This window comes from Candidatus Pelagibacter sp. HIMB1636 (assembly GCF_052047675.1).
In the GTDB taxonomy this organism is placed as follows: domain Bacteria; phylum Pseudomonadota; class Alphaproteobacteria; order Pelagibacterales; family Pelagibacteraceae; genus Pelagibacter.
The window spans coordinates 969,188-985,689 of record NZ_JBNAJP010000001.1 but is presented as its reverse complement, the minus strand read 5'-3'; the positions used below and the strand labels follow the sequence as shown (position 1 = coordinate 985,689).

18 protein-coding genes are annotated in these 16,502 nt (G+C 29.1%); 4 read left to right on the top strand and 14 right to left on the bottom strand.

Going from position 1 to position 16,502, the window contains the following annotated elements; genetic code table 11:
* Positions 1-2 precede the first annotated feature (2 nt).
* Genes pgeF through lgt form a run of 3 tightly spaced genes read right to left on the bottom strand, consistent with a single transcriptional unit; the run spans position 3 to position 2,566 of the window.
* Positions 3-761, bottom strand: coding sequence for a peptidoglycan editing factor PgeF (gene pgeF, locus ACTTA6_RS05130; protein WP_440613802.1), 759 nt, complete (start codon positions 759-761; stop codon positions 3-5).
* Complete coding sequence (locus ACTTA6_RS05125) at positions 754-1,803, bottom strand: SAM-dependent methyltransferase (RefSeq protein WP_440613803.1); 1,050 nt, start codon at positions 1,801-1,803, stop codon at positions 754-756. Before ACTTA6_RS05125 ends, pgeF begins: the two co-directional genes overlap by 8 nt.
* Entirely contained in the window at positions 1,787-2,566 is a 780-nt protein-coding gene (gene lgt, locus ACTTA6_RS05120) for a prolipoprotein diacylglyceryl transferase (protein ID WP_440613804.1), read from the bottom strand. The genes ACTTA6_RS05125 and lgt overlap by 17 nt, the downstream gene beginning before the upstream one ends.
* A 32-nt stretch (positions 2,567-2,598) precedes the next feature.
* Here lgt and ACTTA6_RS05115 point away from each other — a divergent pair, with 32 nt between their 5' ends.
* Positions 2,599-2,850, top strand: a complete 252-nt coding sequence (locus ACTTA6_RS05115) for a hypothetical protein (RefSeq protein ID WP_262589755.1) — start codon at positions 2,599-2,601, stop codon at positions 2,848-2,850.
* Here ACTTA6_RS05115 and ACTTA6_RS05110 read toward each other — a convergent pair.
* Genes ACTTA6_RS05110 through ACTTA6_RS05100 form a run of 3 tightly spaced genes read right to left on the bottom strand, consistent with a single transcriptional unit; the run spans position 2,828 to position 5,235 of the window.
* Positions 2,828-4,147: an ATP-binding protein gene (locus ACTTA6_RS05110; RefSeq protein ID WP_440613805.1), complete on the bottom strand. Its 1,320-nt coding sequence runs from the start codon at positions 4,145-4,147 to the stop codon at positions 2,828-2,830. The two genes, ACTTA6_RS05115 and ACTTA6_RS05110, sit on opposite strands and share 23 nt — an antisense overlap.
* Entirely contained in the window at positions 4,128-4,805 is a 678-nt protein-coding gene (locus tag ACTTA6_RS05105) for a response regulator (protein WP_440613806.1), read from the bottom strand. Before ACTTA6_RS05105 ends, ACTTA6_RS05110 begins: the two co-directional genes overlap by 20 nt.
* The gene (locus ACTTA6_RS05100; RefSeq protein WP_428080895.1) at positions 4,798-5,235 is read right to left on the bottom strand and encodes a MarR family winged helix-turn-helix transcriptional regulator; all 438 of its coding nucleotides are present in this window, start codon (positions 5,233-5,235) and stop codon (positions 4,798-4,800) included. The genes ACTTA6_RS05105 and ACTTA6_RS05100 overlap by 8 nt, the downstream gene beginning before the upstream one ends.
* Before the next feature lie 72 nt (positions 5,236-5,307).
* Between ACTTA6_RS05100 and ACTTA6_RS05095 the strand changes: the two genes are divergently transcribed.
* Positions 5,308-6,189: a branched-chain amino acid aminotransferase gene (locus tag ACTTA6_RS05095; RefSeq protein ID WP_075506379.1), complete on the top strand. Its 882-nt coding sequence runs from the start codon at positions 5,308-5,310 to the stop codon at positions 6,187-6,189.
* On the opposite strand, the gene pgsA is transcribed toward ACTTA6_RS05095, so the two are convergent.
* Genes pgsA through uvrB form a run of 5 tightly spaced genes read right to left on the bottom strand, consistent with a single transcriptional unit; the run spans position 6,186 to position 11,925 of the window.
* Complete coding sequence (gene pgsA / locus ACTTA6_RS05090) at positions 6,186-6,770, bottom strand: CDP-diacylglycerol--glycerol-3-phosphate 3-phosphatidyltransferase (protein WP_440613807.1); 585 nt, start codon at positions 6,768-6,770, stop codon at positions 6,186-6,188. The two genes, ACTTA6_RS05095 and pgsA, sit on opposite strands and share 4 nt — an antisense overlap.
* A gap of 2 nt (positions 6,771-6,772) precedes the next feature.
* Positions 6,773-8,608 (bottom strand): excinuclease ABC subunit UvrC, encoded by a 1,836-nt coding sequence (uvrC, locus tag ACTTA6_RS05085; RefSeq protein WP_440613808.1) that lies wholly within the window; start codon positions 8,606-8,608, stop codon positions 6,773-6,775.
* Positions 8,595-9,020, bottom strand: a complete 426-nt coding sequence (locus ACTTA6_RS05080) for a dihydroneopterin aldolase (protein ID WP_440613809.1) — start codon at positions 9,018-9,020, stop codon at positions 8,595-8,597. The genes uvrC and ACTTA6_RS05080 overlap by 14 nt, the downstream gene beginning before the upstream one ends.
* Positions 9,017-9,769, bottom strand: coding sequence for an SDR family oxidoreductase (locus ACTTA6_RS05075; protein WP_440613810.1), 753 nt, complete (start codon positions 9,767-9,769; stop codon positions 9,017-9,019). Before ACTTA6_RS05075 ends, ACTTA6_RS05080 begins: the two co-directional genes overlap by 4 nt.
* Positions 9,751-11,925 (bottom strand): excinuclease ABC subunit UvrB, encoded by a 2,175-nt coding sequence (uvrB, locus tag ACTTA6_RS05070; protein WP_440613811.1) that lies wholly within the window; start codon positions 11,923-11,925, stop codon positions 9,751-9,753. Before uvrB ends, ACTTA6_RS05075 begins: the two co-directional genes overlap by 19 nt.
* 36 nt (positions 11,926-11,961) lie before the next feature.
* Here uvrB and ACTTA6_RS05065 point away from each other — a divergent pair, with 36 nt between their 5' ends.
* Complete coding sequence (locus tag ACTTA6_RS05065) at positions 11,962-13,149, top strand: pyridoxal phosphate-dependent aminotransferase (RefSeq protein ID WP_440613812.1); 1,188 nt, start codon at positions 11,962-11,964, stop codon at positions 13,147-13,149.
* A 3-nt stretch (positions 13,150-13,152) separates the two neighbouring features.
* A complete protein-coding gene (locus tag ACTTA6_RS05060) occupies positions 13,153-13,806 on the top strand; it encodes an NAD(P)H-binding protein (protein ID WP_440613813.1) in 654 nt (217 codons plus the stop codon).
* 2 nt (positions 13,807-13,808) lie between these two features.
* Here ACTTA6_RS05060 and ACTTA6_RS05055 read toward each other — a convergent pair whose 3' ends face one another.
* Genes ACTTA6_RS05055 through trxB form a run of 3 tightly spaced genes read right to left on the bottom strand, consistent with a single transcriptional unit; the run spans position 13,809 to position 16,499 of the window.
* Complete coding sequence (locus ACTTA6_RS05055) at positions 13,809-14,441, bottom strand: hypothetical protein (protein ID WP_440613814.1); 633 nt, start codon at positions 14,439-14,441, stop codon at positions 13,809-13,811.
* A 49-nt stretch (positions 14,442-14,490) separates the two neighbouring features.
* On the bottom strand, positions 14,491-15,513 hold the full coding sequence (locus tag ACTTA6_RS05050; protein WP_440613815.1) for an NAD-dependent epimerase/dehydratase family protein: 1,023 nt from the start codon (positions 15,511-15,513) through the stop codon (positions 14,491-14,493).
* A 41-nt stretch (positions 15,514-15,554) separates the two neighbouring features.
* On the bottom strand, positions 15,555-16,499 hold the full coding sequence (gene trxB, locus ACTTA6_RS05045) for a thioredoxin-disulfide reductase (RefSeq protein ID WP_075506369.1): 945 nt from the start codon (positions 16,497-16,499) through the stop codon (positions 15,555-15,557).
* Positions 16,500-16,502: the final 3 nt, after the last annotated feature.

Sequence of the window (16,502 nt, the reverse complement as noted above, 5' to 3'; positions counted from 1 at the left end):
ACCTAATTAAGCATAATTATTGAAATATTTCTACCATAATCAGCATGATTTAAACTTTTTGATCTTCTAGCACTAAAAAATTTATTTTTAGCATCGAATGTATCAACGTCAATTTTTTCTATTTTTTTCACACCAGACTTAAGAATTAATGATTTAACATAACTAGATAAGTTAAAATATAACTTTTCTTTACCGAATTTAAAAAATTTATGATTAGTTTTGTCTTTTCTTATAAATTTTTTATAAAAATCTTTTTGAACTTCATAATTTTTAACTGATATTGATGGACCTATAACTGCCGTAATATTTTTTGATTTAGACCCTCTCTTAACCATAAATTTAATCACTTTTGATATAATTCCCTTATAGGCGCCTTTCCATCCTGAATGAATTGCAGCTATCATTTTTCTCTGATTGTCAAAAACAAGTATTGGTACACAATCTGCAGTCAAAACTGCAATAGGTAAATTTACTTGATCAGTAATAATTGCATCAGCCTTAGGTTTTATTTTTGATTTATGCTTTTTGTCAATAAATACGAATTTATTACTATGAATTTGATTAAGTAAAAAAATATTTTTTGATTTCTTGGAAATTTTGTTTTTAACAATATTTAAATTTTTTTTTACATTTGCACTATTGTCATTTGAACCTGGACCACAATTTAAACTTTTATAAATATTTTTTGATACACCACCGATGCTATTAAAAAAACCATGTTTAATAGCTTTATTTTTTGAAAGCTTTTTAGATTTAATCAATTTGAAAACCTGTTTTAAATTTATTATTTTTAATTTTAATCAACATTACCTTAAACAACTCTCCCATTTGTTTCTCATCAATTAAACGTCTAATTCTATAAAATAGATCTGTTTTTTGTGAGAAGGCTATATTATTACTTACAATCTCTGCTCTCTGCAAAATTCCCATACTTGTTAAGAATTTTTTTTGATTAGTAATTAGATGATCTAGTTTTTCAAATTGATTAATATAATTAGCATATAAATTAAAATTTAAATTGTATGTGATATCAGAGTCGCCAATATCTTCTAATATGTTTGAAAATTTATGATCCTTTATTGCTTGAATAGTATTTTTTATTTTCAGATCTAAATATCCATAATCAATTATTAAAAGTCCGCCATTTCTTTTCTCAATAATTTTACAAATTTTCTCTAGATATTTAAACGCTTCTGGAGAGTATTCAATAATATCTTGGTCCTTAGATATTTCAAATTTAAGTTCTTGCTCTATTGTTTTAATATCAACTTCTTTATCATTGAACTCAGCCCTTTTGTAAGTTTTTAAATTAACATATCTTTCAAACCAATTATTCTCCTTTTTAAAAAATTGCTTTATTGGAAGTGCATCAAAAAATTCGTTTGCAAGATAAATGCAAGGAAATGTGTTGTCGATTTCAACTTCATTTACCCAGATTATTTTTTCAGAATTTAAATTTTTTTTTTGTTCATCAATTAAATATGAGCTTTTTTCATGAATCATTAAATTACAGGAGTTAAAACAATCTGGAAAATTCTTTAATGTTTCAGACACAACTTTCATCATTTCTCCATTACCAGCGCCAAGTTCAATTAAGTTAAAATTTTTAGGTGAACCGATGCTTTTCCAAAAAGTTATTACCCAAATCGCAATTATTTCTGAAAATAGTCTTGTGATGTTGGGAGACGTAATAAAATCACCTTCTTTTCCAAAGGGATTTTTTTTCATATAATAACCATTTTCTTTATCGTAAAGAGCGTGATTTATAAATTGATCTAGAGGTAAATTAGTCGACTTGTTCATTTTTTTTCAAAAAGAAAATAATTAATCCAATTATTAAAAAGATAAAACTTATTAACTGACCCATAGTTAAATTGAATATTAGGTATCCCAATTGATCATCTGGAACTCTAAAAAATTCAACAATAAATCTAAAGATTGAATAGAAAATTAAAAACAATCCAGAAATCAATCCAGCTTTTTCAAAATTTCCTCTACTTCTAAAATAAAGTAAAATTAAAAATAGAATTAAACCTTCTAATAATGCCTCATAAATTTGTGAGGGATGTCTTGGTTGATTATCTATTTGTATGAATGTAACTGCCCAGGGTAAATTAGTTATAGTTCCATAAAGTTCAGAATTTATAAAATTTGCAATTCTTCCAAAAAATATTCCAATAGGCGCAACTACAGCGACGACGTCTAAATATAAAAACGCATCTTGATTATTTTTTTTTGCAAACAATAAAGTTGCGATAACAATACCAATTACTCCTCCATGAAAAGACATGCCACCTTCCCATACTTTTAAAATATCTAATAGATTATTGATATAGAATTCAAAATTATAAAATAATACATAACCAATTCTTCCTCCTAAAATAATTCCAATAATTAAGTAAGTTATATAGTCATCAAAGTTTTTATTTATTTCAGAATTCTTTAAGAATAGTTTTTTTGCTATTAACCATCCAAATAAAATACCAGCAATATAAGCTAGCGAATACCATCTAATTTCTAAAGAAAATATTTCTATTGCAACTGGGTCAAAATTATTGATGAACATTTTAAATTATATCTATATTGTATATCTCAAATATGAAAAATTCTAAATTTATAATTGATAAATTTGCAAAACTACTAGAACAGGGATTAATAACTTCAAAAGATTTATCATCTGAAATCTTAAATATATTTAAATCAAAGAGAGATGAATTTGTTTTTAAAATGAAACTTACTAGTAAGGATGAATTTGATATTCTTTCAAAGAGAGTAGAAAATTTAGAAAATAAAATTTCAAAATTAGAAACAAAAAAAAAGAAGAAAACTAGACTGGCAAAAAGATCTTAACTCTTAGCCCATTAAATTTTGATTTTTCCAACATAATGTTTCCGCCATGGGATTTGATAATATCAGAAGCAATTGATAGTCCTAATCCAACACTAGATTTTGAATCATTTCTTCCTTTGTCCATCTTATAAAAAGGTTTAAATACGTTTTCATATTCTTTTTTAGGTATCCCAGGACCGTCATCATCAATAATTATAAATAGATTTGAATTTTTTTTAGTTAGGTTTATTTCAACTTTGTTTGCATATTTTAATCCGTTATCTATCAAGTTATTTAAAGATCTATTGATAAGATTCTTTCTGCCATTAACGTAAATTCTAGGAATTAAATTGTGAGAAATGTTTTTGTTATTATATTTTTTTATTATCTCTTCTATTAGCTCGGAAAGATTGAACATTTCATCTTTTTCAACATATGATGAACTTGTAAATTGCAGATACTCATTAAGCATTTTTTCCATTTCGTTGATATCATCTGTTAACTTATCAACTGCATCTTTATCTTTAAGAAAAGCTAATTGTAGCTTCATTCTTGTTAAAGGAGTTCTTAAATCATGACTAATACCTGATAACATTTCAGTTCTCTGATTAAGATGTCTTTCAATTCTCTTTCTCATTTTGTCAAATTCATGACCTGCTTGACGTATCTCGAGTGCTCCAGAGGGTTTAAATTCTTCTATGTCTTCTCCTTTTCCAAATCTTTCAGCAGCGCGAGCTAAATTTGTAATTGGCCTCGTTTGGTTCTTTAAAAATATTAGTGAAATAATAACCATTATAATTGCAGGAACTGTAATCCATAATGCAAATATTCTTGCAGAGGTACTAGTGACTCGATCTTTTGGAACTAAAAATTTAAAATATCCATCTTCATATTTTATTCTTAAATCAACTAGTTCTTTATAGTTTGTAGTATTAAACCAGAAGATCTCAGGAGAAAATTTAGACTTCAATTCTCTTCTTAAAGTTCGATCAATTGGACTAAACCATCTTTCTTTATTTTGATCACTTAGTTTTTCATTAACTACCAATTCAATATTTAAATCTAGAAACAATGAAAAAAGATTATTCACTTCTTGCTTATCATTTTCCTCATTTTGATAAGCTTCTATAAAAGCACTAATCTCATTAACCAGAGTTCTGGTCATACCTTTATTAGTTTTAATCCACAAACTATCAAAAAAAACAATTGTGATTATTAATTGGATAGTAATTACAGGGATGGCAACAATTAAGAGTGCTCTATAAAATAATCTTTTTGGTAAAACTTTTTTTAAGAAATTACTCAATCCAGAGAACATATCCTGCACCTCTAATTGTTTGCAAAAACTTAGGACTTTTTTGGTCTATTTCAATTTTTTTTCTCAATCTAGTAATAATAACATCAATGGATCTTTCTTTATCCAAATTAATCAATTTTCCTATATCTTCTCTTGAAAATGTTTTTCCAGGACTATTAATCATTTTTTCTAAAATTGTCTTTTCGGTATTATTAATTTTAAATTCTTTTTGATCTCTAATAATTAAAAGTTTATTTAAGTCGATTTTGACATTTTCAAATTCAATAATTCTTTTTTGTTCAGTTTTTTTTGTCTTATCTAAAATGTTTTTTATTCTTAGAATTAATTCTTTAGGTTCAAATGGTTTGGGCAAATAATCATCCGCACCTACTTCAAGACCTTCTATTCTTTCCTTGGCTTCTCCTTTTGCTGTAAGAAGTATAATTGGAGTATCTAGATTTTTTTTATTTTCTTCTACAAATTCCAATCCATTCTTTCCGGGCATCATTATATCGAGCACAATTAGATCAAACTTTATTATTTTTATTTTATCAGAGGCATCTTCAGCACTGTCAGCTGTAGTTACTAAATAATTATTTTCGTTTAAAAATTTTTTGACCAATGATCTAATACCATCGTCGTCATCAACTACTAAAATATGTGCTAAAAAATTATCCATTAATTATTTTATTTAATACATTGTCAAAATTAACAACCTCTTCTGAAGTTGAATTTAAAAGAGCTGAATAAATTCTTTTTTTTTGTAAATTAAAAATTTCTTCAAATATTTTCTTTCCTTTTTCGTTTAAAAACACATGTTTAACCCTTGTATCCTGATCATTTTTCTTAAATATGACGATGTCTAACTTTATTAAATCTTTTAAAACTCTATTAAGGCTCTGCTTAGTTACTTTTAATTTTTTAAGAAGATCTGAGATAGAGATACCTTCGTAAGATGAAATTAGGTGAATAACCTTATGGTGGGCCACACCAATTGAATATTTATCTAAAATTTTTTTAGAGTCAGAAAATGTCTCTCTGTAACTAACAAATAATTTTTCAATTAAACCCTTAAGTTGATCGTCTTTAAGATATAAAAGTTCTTTCATAATGGGTAAGTTATATTGACATATCAAAGATACAAAGATATTTTTCACTGATATTTTAAAATATTTTCACTAATGATACCGTACGATAAAAGATCTGGAAAAATTTGGTACAACGATGAACTTGTTGATTGGGGAGATGTAAAACTCCATGTGTTAAGTCATGGTTTACATTATGCGAGTTGTGTTTTTGAAGGTGAAAGAGTTTATGATGGTTCTATTTTTAAATTAGAGGAACATACCTCAAGATTTTTTCATTCTGCTAGAAGAATGGGTTTTGAAATTCCTTATACTGAAGAGCAAATAAATACCGCTTCAAATAAAATTATTGCAACTCAAAATGTAGAAAACGGATATGTAAGACCGGTAGCTTGGAGAGGCACTGAAATGATGGCTATATCAGCACAACAAACAAAAATTCATGTTGCGATTGCAACTTGGGAGTGGGGATCTTACTTTGATCCAAAACTAAAAGTTGAAGGCATTAAATTAAATATTTCAAACTGGAGAAGACCAGCTCCTAATACCATACCTTGGGATACTAAAGCATCAGGTTTGTATATGATTTGCACATTATCAAAACATGAAGCTGAAAAACAAGGTTACACCGATTCTTTAATGTTAGATCATGAAGGAAATATTGCTGAAGCAACAGGGGCCAATGTATTTTTCAAAGATAAAAATGGAGAAATTCACACACCAATTCCAGATTCATTCTTAGATGGAATTACTAGAAGAACTGTGATTGGAATTGCAAAATCAAAAAATATAAAAGTACATGAAAGAAAAATTAGTCCAACAGAACTTCCTAACTTTGTAGGATGCTTTTTAACAGGAACTGCTGCTGAAGTTACACCTGTATCTTGTATTGCAGAAAATCAATTCAAAGTTTGTGATACCATCATCGATCTTAATGAAAGCTATCAAGCGCTGGTGAGAAAGAAAAAAGCAGCTTAATCTTTATTATCTTCTGATATTGCGTGATCAATACCCTTTCGTAAATAATCATAACCTGTAAATAAAGTAAGCGCAGCTGATAACCATAAAAGAATAATCCCAATAGTTTGAGCATTGTAATTTTCAAAGTTGATTATTTTGTTTCCAGTATCTCCTGAAAGCAGAAGACCAATAGCAACCATTTGTAACACTGTTTTGAGTTTAGCAAGATTTGAAACTGGAAGTTTAATCTGACCTTTTGCTAAAAATTCTCGTAATCCAGAAATTAAAATTTCTCTAGTTAAAATTATTATAGCTGCAATAACCTCATAATTTCTGATTGTTCCATCCATCACCAGTAAAATTAGAGCTGTAGCGACTATAATTTTATCTGCAATTGGATCTAATAGTTCTCCTAATTTAGATTCTTGACCTAACATTCTAGCTAACATGCCATCTAAAAAATCTGTAAATGAAGCAATTATAAATAAAATTAAAGCAGTTAAATCACCATAAAAGCCAGGTAGATAAAATGCTAAAACGAAGAAGGGTACAATTATTATTCTCCCTATTGTCAGAATATTTGGAATTTTTTTTAACATAATTATTCGTGAAAGAAGTTATATATCTTTTTTGCTACTTTTTCCTCAACACCTTCTACAGATTTAATTTCATCTAAACTAGCAGACTCAACAGATCTCGCTGACCCAAAATGGTTTAGTAGCGCTCTTTTTCTAATTGCTCCAATACCTTCAATTTGGTCTAGTAAAGATTTGCTAATTCCTTTTTTTCTCTTTGCTCTATGGGCACTGATTGCAAATCTATGCGATTCATCTCTTATTCTTTGAAGAAAGAATAGAGTGGGGTCATTTTTTGAGAATTTATATTCTTTGCCATTGTGAAAAAATGTTTCATTTCCTCTATTACGAAATTTACCTTTTGCTATTGCAATAATTGGAATGTCGTGAAGTCCCAATTCATTCAAACTTTCTCTAGCTACTGAATATTGTCCTTTTCCTCCATCAACTAATACTAAATCAGGAAAAGTGAGATAATTATCTTTTTCCTGAACAGCACGTTTAAACCTTCTGTTTAATACTTCTCTCATCATACCATAATCATCTTGCTCATTTTTTTTGTGCTTGATATTGAACTTTCGATATCTCTTTTTAATAAATCCTTCATCACCATATGCAATTAAAGCTCCAACACTGTTTGTTCCTTGGATATGGCTGTTGTCATAAACCTCAATTAAATTTATATTTGTCTCAAGATTGAATTTCTTTGCAACTTCATCGAAAAGTTCTCGATTATTTTGACTTTCATAAAGTTTTCTATTCAAACTATCTTTTGCATTTTTTATTGCTTGATTAACTACTTTTAATTTTGAGCCTTTTTTAGCAACACTAATGTTAATTTGTTTTCCTTCTTTTTGAGTTAAAGTTTTTTCAATTAAAACTTTTTCTTTTATTTCTTCAGATAGTATTATTGCAGAAGGTACACTTTTATTTTCATAAAATTGAGAAACAAATGAATTTAAAATATCTCCTAATTTTTCATCTGGGTCATGTTTTGGGAAAAAAGCTTGGTTACCCCAATTTTGTTTTGAACGATAAAAAAATACTTGAATACAAGTTTTTCCAGATTCTTTGTATCCAGCTATAACATCTGCCTCTACTAAGTTTGCTTCATTAATTCTTTGAGAAGATTGAATAATATTTAAAGCTTTAATTCTATCTCTTAAAATTACTGCTTTTTCAAAATCTAATTCCTCACTTGCTTTTTCCATTTGACTTGAAAGATTTTTTTGAATTTTCCTTGATTTACCTGATACAAATTCAATGGCATCATCAACTGTTTGTTGATAATCACTTTTTTCAACATAACCAACACATGGTCCAGAACATCTTTTTATTTGATAAAGGATACAAGGTCTTTCTCTATTTTTAAAAACAGTATCATCACAAACTCTTAGATGAAAAATTTTTTGGATCATCTTTATAGTCCAGTTGGCTGAACCTGCTGATGCAAAAGGTCCAAAATAAAATCCTTCTTTTGTCTTTTTTCCTCTATGTCTTTTAATTTGTGGCCATTTATCTTTGTTACCAATAAAGATGAATGGAAATGACTTATCATCTCTTAATAAAATATTGAATTTTGGTTTAAATTTTTTAATTAGGTTTGCTTCTAAGAGTAGAGCTTCACTTTCATTTGAAGTAGTTGTTATCTCTAATTTTCTAGTTTGAGATAACATTCTCTCTGTTCTAATTATATGATTTTTTTCAGATACATAACTTTTAAGTCTATTAGGAAGATTTTTTGCTTTTCCCACATAAAGGATTTCATTTTTTTCATTTAGCATCCTGTAGACACCAGGAAGTTTAGGGACTAGCGAGAGCTCTTTTTTAATTACCTCTTTTCCTATTTCAGAGCTTATCATGACTTCTTTTTTTGGTAATTTGAATACCAACTGATGAACATTGCTTAAGAATTTCTAATTTCTCAATTTTCAACATTATTTTAGCAATCCTTTGATCTTTGAATAATTCATCAAATACGGCTTCAGCTAATGTTTCAAGAAAGTTGTAATGTTTTTTTTTAACGAGTTTTGTAATTAATTTTACAATTGTTCCATAATTAACAATCGATTTTATATCCTTATCACTTGATGGCTTTTTATCCTCGTAATCAATTTCTAGGCTAAATTTAACTTTTTGAGGCTTTTTCTTTTCAAAGTCATAATAGCCAAGTTTTAAATTTAAAATTAGTTCATTAATTAGAATTTTCTTTTCGTAATTAAAAAGACTTTTATTTTTATCTATTTTTACAATCTTAAAATTACTTCTTTTCATTCTTTACCCATTATATCTGGTGTTTGCCAGTTTAAATTTTGCCCACTATCTATTGCCAAAACTTGACCTGTAATAGATATATTTTTTATAAAAAAGTCAACAGCATTACATATTTGTTCTACATCCACCTGTCTTTTCAACGGAGTTGCTAGGTATTGTTTTCTAAAATGTTTTTCAGATTGTCTTTGATTTTTAATAGTCGGCCCAGGTGCAATACCGTTTACTCTAATTTTTGGAGCTAAACTCATAGCACTAGTTTTAGTCAAAGTATAAAGTCCAGTTTTACTAATTGTATACGAAAAAAAATACGGAGTTAGTTTGAAAACTCTTTGATCAATAATATTAATTATATTGTTATTTGTACCTTTGACATTTTTTGCAAATTCTTTTGATAACAATGCGGGTGTTCTTAAATTTGTTCTTAAATGTTGCCCCCAACTATCTGTTGTAAAGTTCTCCAATTTATCATTTTCGAACAAAGAAGCGTTATTAATTAGACAATCAAAATATTTAAGTTTTGATTTTGCATATTTTACAATTTTATTTACATCATTTTCTTTACTCAAATCGCCTTTAACCAAGTAAACTTTAGTACCATTATTTGATAGTTCTTTTTTTAACTTCTCAGCTTTCAATTTTGATTTATTAAAATGAATGAGAATTTCTTTATTGGGACCAGATAATTTTTTTGCAATTGCAGCACCAATTCTTGTTGCTCCACCTGTAACAATTATTTTCCGTGCTTCCATTTTTTATCTCTTTTTTTTGTAACTTTTGTTCCAGGCATCCCCATTGTTGATCGACCTTTTGGATAAAGTTTATTTTTTACATCATACTGCCTTATTTTTGGATTTAATGTAATTTCTAATTCACTGCTTTCTAATTTTCTTATTTCATCTCTAATTTTAGCAGCTTCTTCAAATTCAAGATTAGATGCAGCTTCTTTCATCTTTTTATCTAGTGCTTTAAGGTGTTTTTTTAAGTTTCCACCAACATTAGAGCCTTCACTTATTTTTACATAATCCTTTTCATAAACACTTTCTAAAATGTCACTTATTTCTTTTTTAACTGATGTAGCGCTAATTTTATGTTTTTTATTGTAAGCTATTTGAATATTTCTTCTTCTATCAGTTTCAGCAACTGCTTTTTTTATACTTTTCGTTTCTTTATCAGCATACAAAATAACTTTTCCATCCACATTTCTTGCAGCTCTTCCTATTGTTTGAATGAGTGATGTTTCCGATCTTAAAAAACCTTCTTTGTCTGCATCTAAAATTCCAACTAGTGCACATTCAGGAATATCAAGTCCTTCCCTTAATAAGTTGATACCAACTAAAACATCGAATACACCCATTCTTAAATCTCTCATTATTTCAATTCTCTCTAAAGTATCTATGTCTGAGTGAAGGTATCTAACTTTAATCCCATTTTCATGCAGATATTCTGTTAAGTCTTCTGCCATTTTCTTAGTAAGAGTTGTTACTAAAACACGATGATTGTTTTCAATCACTCTTTTGCATTCGTGCATCAAATCATCTACCTGATTTTTGGCAGGTCTAATTTCAACTACAGGATCAATTAGTCCAGTTGGTCTGATAACTTGATCAATAAATTTCCCTTTTGTTTGTTCTAGTTCCCACGGTCCTGGTGTTGCAGATACAAATACAGTTTGAGTTCTCATTAAATCCCACTCTTCAAACTTTAACGGTCTATTATCCATGCATGATGGCAGTCTAAAACCATATTCTGCAAGAGTACTTTTTCTTGATCTGTCTCCTTTGTACATTCCATTAAGTTGTGGAACAGTTACATGACATTCATCAACAAATATCAATGTGTTATCTGGAAAATATTCAAATAGAGTAGGAGGAGGTTCTCCTGGTTTTCTTCCAGATAAAAATCTTGAATAGTTTTCAATTCCAGCACAAGAACCAGTTGCTTCAATCATTTCTAAATCAAACTTAGTTCTTTCTTCTAATCTTTGAGCCTCTAATAATTTATTTTCTGCTCTATGTTTTTTTAAAGTTATTTCTAATTCTTTTTTAATATTAATAACTGCCTGTTCGATTGTAGGCTTAGGAGTTATGTAATGACTATTCGCATAGACTTTTACTAAACTTAGTTCTCTAACTTTATCCCCAGTTAAAGGATCAAACTCTTCTATCTGTTCTAATTTATCTCCAAATAGACAAAGCCTCCAAGCTCTATCTTCTAGATGAGAGGGAAATATTTCTAAATATTCTCCTCTTGCTCTAAATGTTCCTCTATAAAAATTTTGATCATTTCTTTTATATTGTAGAGCTACTAAAGATTTAATAATTTCTTCTCTGTTGTAATCATAATTTTTTTGAAGAGTTAGCGTCATTTTACTGTACGCCTCAACAGAACCTAATCCATAAATACATGAAACACTTGCTACAATTAAAACATCATCTCTTTCCAAAAGAGATCTGGTTGCAGAGTGTCTCATTCGATCAATTTGTTCATTAATCGATGCCTCTTTTTCTATATAAGTGTCAGATCTTGGAACATAAGCCTCCGGTGTATAATAGTCATAATAAGAGACAAAGTACTCAACTGCATTATCTGGAAAAAATGTTTTCATTTCTCCATAGAGTTGTGCTGCAAGTGTTTTGTTTGGAGCAAGTATCAACGCTGGTCTATTAGTAGCCTCGATTACTTTTGCCATTGTAAAAGTTTTTCCAGATCCTGTAACTCCAAGTAATACTTGATTAAATTGATCTTTATTTGCACCATTTACTAATTTCTTAATAGCTTCTGGTTGATCACCTGCAGGTTTGAAATCAGATTTAATTTTGAATTTTTTTCCACCTTCGAGTTTTCCACCAATTTTAGGATTTTTACTCTGAATATCTGTAATTAAATCTTGATAAGTATTTTCCATATATTAAACAGCGTATTAGAATTTATTTATATTTCAATGAGCATAATATCAGACAGTTTAAAACGAATTAAACCATCACCAACTATTGCAGTTACTCAAAAAGCAAGAGAACTTAGAGCTGCAGGAAAAGATGTAATTGGACTTGGGGCTGGAGAACCAGATTTCGATACACCAGATAATATTAAAAATGCTGCAATTAAAGCTATTAAAAGTGGAGACACAAAATATACAGCAGTAGATGGAACACCTGCTTTAAAAAAAGCAATCGTAGATAAGTTTAAAAGAGAAAACAAAATTAATTACACTACAGATCAAATCACTGTTGGAACTGGTGGAAAACAAGTTCTTTATAATGCTTTCATGGCAACTTTAAATAAAGGTGATGAAGTAATTATTCCTGCACCTTTTTGGGTTTCTTATCCTGATATGGTTTTATTAGCTGGTGGAAAACCAAAAATAGTTAAGTGTACAGAAGAAGAAGGATTTAAACTTACTGCAAGTAAATTAAAAAAAGCTATTACCAAAAAAACTAAATGGGTGATTTTAAATTCACCATCTAATCCAACTGGAGCAGGCTACTCAAAAAAAGAAATAGAAGATTTAGCAAAAGTTTTAATTAGAAATAAAAAAGTTCATATTTTGAGTGACGATATTTATGAACATATAGCATATGATAATTTTAATTTTTATACGATTGCCCAAAATTCTAAATTAAAAGATAGAACTTTGACTATGAATGGGGTTAGTAAATCGTATGCAATGACAGGTTGGAGAATAGGGTATGCCGCTGGGCCAAAAGATATAATTAAAGCAATTGGTAAAATTCAATCTCAATCTACATCAAACCCATCATCAATCAGTCAAGCTGCTGCAGTTGAAGCTTTAAATGGTAATCAAGGTTTTATAAAAAAAAGATCTAAAGCATTCAAAGAAAGAAGAGATTTTGTTGTTAAAAGTTTAAACAGCATTAAAGGTATAAATTGTTTAACCCCTAACGGAGCTTTTTATGTATTTCCAAGTTGTAAGGGATTGTTGAATAAAAAAACTAAATTGAAAACTGATACTGAGTTTGTTCAAAAACTACTTGAACAATCGAATGTTGCAGTAGTACAAGGCTCTGCATTTGGCTTAGATGGATACTTTAGAATTTCTTATGCTACTTCAATGCAAAATTTGAGGAAAGCAATGGATAGAATAAAATCCTTTTGCGAAAGCCTTTCTTAAGAAGTGAAAACAGCATTACTATTTGGCTCAACTGGATTAGTTGGAGGTCATGTTTTAAATCAACTAATTCAGAATGATAATTATTCTAAAATTAAAATATTTGTTCGTTCTCCAATTCAAATAGACAATTCAAAAATTGAAGTAATTAAAACTGATTTTAATAATCTAGAAAAGCATAAAGAACAGATTGTGGGAGATGAATGTTATTTTTGTATTGGGACAACAAAAAAAAATTCTCCTGACAAAAATGAATATCAAAGAATTGAATTAGATATACCAAAACAAGTGGCCCAAATTGCAAAATCTAATAATATTAATTCTTATTTTTTTGTATCTTCAGGATATGCCAATTCTAAAAGTTCAGGAGATTATTTAAAATATAAGGGACTTGTAGAGGAAGAGATCTTAAGTTTAGGTTTTTCCAAAATAGGAATTATGAGACCTTCATTTATATTGGGGAACAGAAAAGAATTTAGATTGGGTGAGAAAATAGGAATAATAATTTTTAAGCTTCTCAACCCTTTATTTGTTGGACCATTAAAGAAAATGAGATCAATTCATTCAGAAACAATTGCAAAAGCAATGATTAAACTTGCAAATGATAATATTGATCAAAAAATCTTTGAGTCAGATCAAATTTCAGATTTAATAAAATAAATTTATTTTAAGGTACAATGACTGTTTTCTACGATACACCCAACTTTTTCCATTTCTTCGTCAAATATTTTTGGGTGTCTTAAAGCATAAATATTTTTTAAATAATTAATTCCATACCTTTTAAATTTCCCATCTTCTGTAAGTGCTCCAGATTCGTGTCCGTATGAAACCACTGTTTCTAATAAATTTCCTTTTTTGTCATACAGAACTGTTTCTCCATAACAATTACAAAAATAACTTCTGTTTTGTTTAGGCTCAATATCAATGAAAATAGAGGTTCCTCTTATTCCAATTGTGCCGTGAGGAATTTCAACGTTTAACTCCTCTTGTCTTTTTCCAAAGACCGCATGAACAGAACCTTTAATAACCTTTAATAAGTTTTTTGAGACAAATTGAATTTTTGTTTCAGGTCTTATCAAATAAAAATCATCTTTAAATTTAATTATTGATTTTTCATCCTTAGTTTCAATTGTAGAATTATTTAAATCTTGAAAATTTAATTCTGCTTCCTTACCATCTATGAAAAATTTTCCTGATAATATTTTATTAGATTCGGAGGCAAATGCGAGATTTGGGCTTAATCCCCAAGCAATCATAATTTGACTTACAGTTTTTATAAATTTTCTTCTGTTCATTTGAATAAGTTTTATACCTGAAATTTAAAGATGACGTTATACAAAATTTTTATACTAAGCCTAATCTTACTACTGATTTTCCAGCATCTATTAAAGCCCCACTTGCTGGTTTAAATTCAAAACCAATTAAATCTTCAGCGTATTTTGTCTCCGGTTTCATATCTAATTCAAGATCAGGGATCATGGTTTTTGCACTTGAGTCTAGCATACTAATAAACTTCACCATAAAATTTGGTAAAGTTTTTTTAGGTAGTTTTTTTGCATACTCTGGCAACGCTTCTGCTAAGATTTTTGATGTCTCAAGTAATGTTTTAACTTCTTTTCCAATAATTAACCTTCTGCCACCAACTTTTGAATTTCCTAAACAAGCTACATGAGATTTTGCAACATCTTTAACATCAGATATTAATATTCCCCATTTAGGTGTTGCTGGAAATTTACCTTTTAAAAATTGTTTTACATATTCAATTGAGGTCCCACCTTTAGTATCCAAAGCATCTCCAAATACTCCACCAGGATTTATACAAGTAAGTTTATTTTTAATACCTTTACTTTCCATTAATTCCCAGGCCGCCTTTTCAGCAACTGTTTTAGATAGAAAGTAATCATTAACTCCTTCAACCCAATTTTCATCAGTCCAATCATTTTCACTAAATGAATAAGGATTTGATCTATTTGGCTTTCTAAACATTGCTGCTATTGAAGATGTAACTACAAATTGCTCTACATTTGCTTTGATACCAGCGTTTAAAACTCTTAGAGTTCCATCTTTTGCAACTGGTATTAAATTTTCTCTATTTTTTGAGACTTTCATCGGAAAGGGGGAAGCCATATGAATTATATATTTGCATCCTTTTGCAGCTTCTTCCCAACCTTCATCATTTAAAAGATCAAGTTTTGTAAAAGATAATTTGTCTATAGAAGCATATTTACTAATCGTTTCTTTTGTCTGAGAAATTACATCATCACTTCTAACAGTACCTAAAACTTCGTAGCCTGAATTTAATAATTCTATTGCAGTATGTTTAGCAATCCATCCACTTATTCCAGTTAATAATACTTTATCAGCCATAACACCTTTACCTTTAATTAGTTAGTAATTGTAATCTCAAATTAATGAGATAAGAATTTTTCTGCTTCTAATGCAGCCATACAACCCATTCCTGCTGCTGTAACTGCTTGTCGAAAAGTTTTATCTTTAACATCACCCGCAGCATAAACTCCAGGAATATTTGTTTCTGTAGAATCTGGTTTTGTAATTAAATAACCTTCTTTATCCATTTCTAATTGATCTTTGAAAAGTTGAGTTGCAGGATCATGACCAATAGCAATAAACAATCCATCTAATTTTACTTCCTCTGTTTTTTCAGTTTTCAAATTTTTAATTTTTATACCTTTAACATTTTTGGGTTCACTATCACCTAAGACATCCTCAACAACAGAGTCCCAAACTATTTCAATTTTTTTATTTTCCATCAATTTTTTTTGCAGCATTTTTTCAGCTCTTAAACTATCTCGTCTATGAATTAATTTTACTTTTGATGCAAATTTTGTAAGAAACATTGCCTCTTCTACTGCAGCATTACCACCTCCAACTACAGCAACTTCTTTATCTTTAAAAAAGAAACCATCACATGTAGCACATGCTGAAACTCCAAATCCTCTAAATTCTTGTTCTGATTTAATGTTTAACCATCTTGCTTGTGCACCAGTTGAAATAATTATGCTATCTGCTGTATATTTTTGACCACTATCACCAACAGCCTCAAACGGTGTAGATTTTAAATTCACTGATCCGATATGGTCTTCTATCATTTCTGTTCCAACAGCTTTTGCTTGATCTCTCATTTGATCCATTAGCCATGGTCCTTGAATTACTTCTGCAAAGCCTGGAAAATTTTCCACATCAGTTGTGGTTGTTAATTGTCCGCCTGGTTGAGCACCATGAACAAGGATAGGATTTAACATTGCTCGTGCAGCATAAACAGCTGCTGTGTATCCGGCAGGACCAGATCCAATTATTAACACTTTTGTGTGTTTAGTTGGATTTTGACTCATATG